This is a genomic window from Methylobacterium sp. WL103 (assembly GCF_008039885.1).
Taxonomy (GTDB): Bacteria; Pseudomonadota; Alphaproteobacteria; order Rhizobiales; family Beijerinckiaceae; genus Methylobacterium; species Methylobacterium cerastii.
Map to the genome: position 1 here is coordinate 1 of NZ_VRUX01001121.1, position 750 is coordinate 750.

The 750-nt window shown below is 71.2% G+C and carries 1 protein-coding gene; it reads right to left on the bottom strand.

What is annotated here, in order from left to right; translation table 11 throughout:
• A partial coding sequence (locus tag FV222_RS28170; protein ID WP_147816420.1) for an efflux RND transporter permease subunit occupies nt 1–640 on the bottom strand: 640 nt, incomplete at its 3' end.
• Nucleotides 641–750: the final 110 nt, after the last annotated feature.

Below are 750 nucleotides of genomic sequence, written 5' to 3' on the forward strand. Positions count from 1 at the left end.
CCGAGGTGAGGCGCAGCTGCCGGTTCACGTCGGCCGCGGTGATGCCGAGCGCCAGGAGCCGGTCGGGCTGGAGTTCGATGCGCATCTCGCGCGCCACGCCCCCGACGCGCTCGACCCCGCCGACGCCCTTCACCCCCTGGAGGATGCGGGCGAACTTGTCCTCGACGAGCCAGGACAGCTCGGCCGGGCTCATCGCCGGCGCGGTGACGCCGTAGATCAGGATCGGCAGGCCGGCGATCTCGACGCGGCTGATCACCGGCTCGTCGATGGTGCGCGGCAGGTTGATGCGGATCTTCGAGACCGCGTCCTTCACGTCGTTGACGGCCCGGTCGGTGTTCACCTCCAGCCGGAACTCGACGGTGGTGACGGAGGAGCCCTCGGTGATCGCCGAGGTGATGTGCTTGACCCCGCGCACGCCGGCGATCGAGTCCTCGACCCACTTCGTCACCTGGGTCTGAAGCTCGGACGGCGCGGCGCCGCTCTGCGTGATCGCCACCGAGACGATCGGCACGTCGACGTTCGGCATCCGCGTCACCGCGAGCCCGCGGAAGCTGACGAGGCCCAGCACGATCAGGACGAGGAACAGGACCAGCGGCCCGATCGGGTTGCGGATCGCGTAGGCCGAGACGTTCAGGCGCATCGGGCGGCCGGTCCTTTTCGGGCGTGCGGCGGGGACGGGTTCAGATCACGGGGCGTCGGCGTCGGCGCTCGCCTCGGGCGACGGCGCCTCGGCCAAAGCCGGGGCGCCGT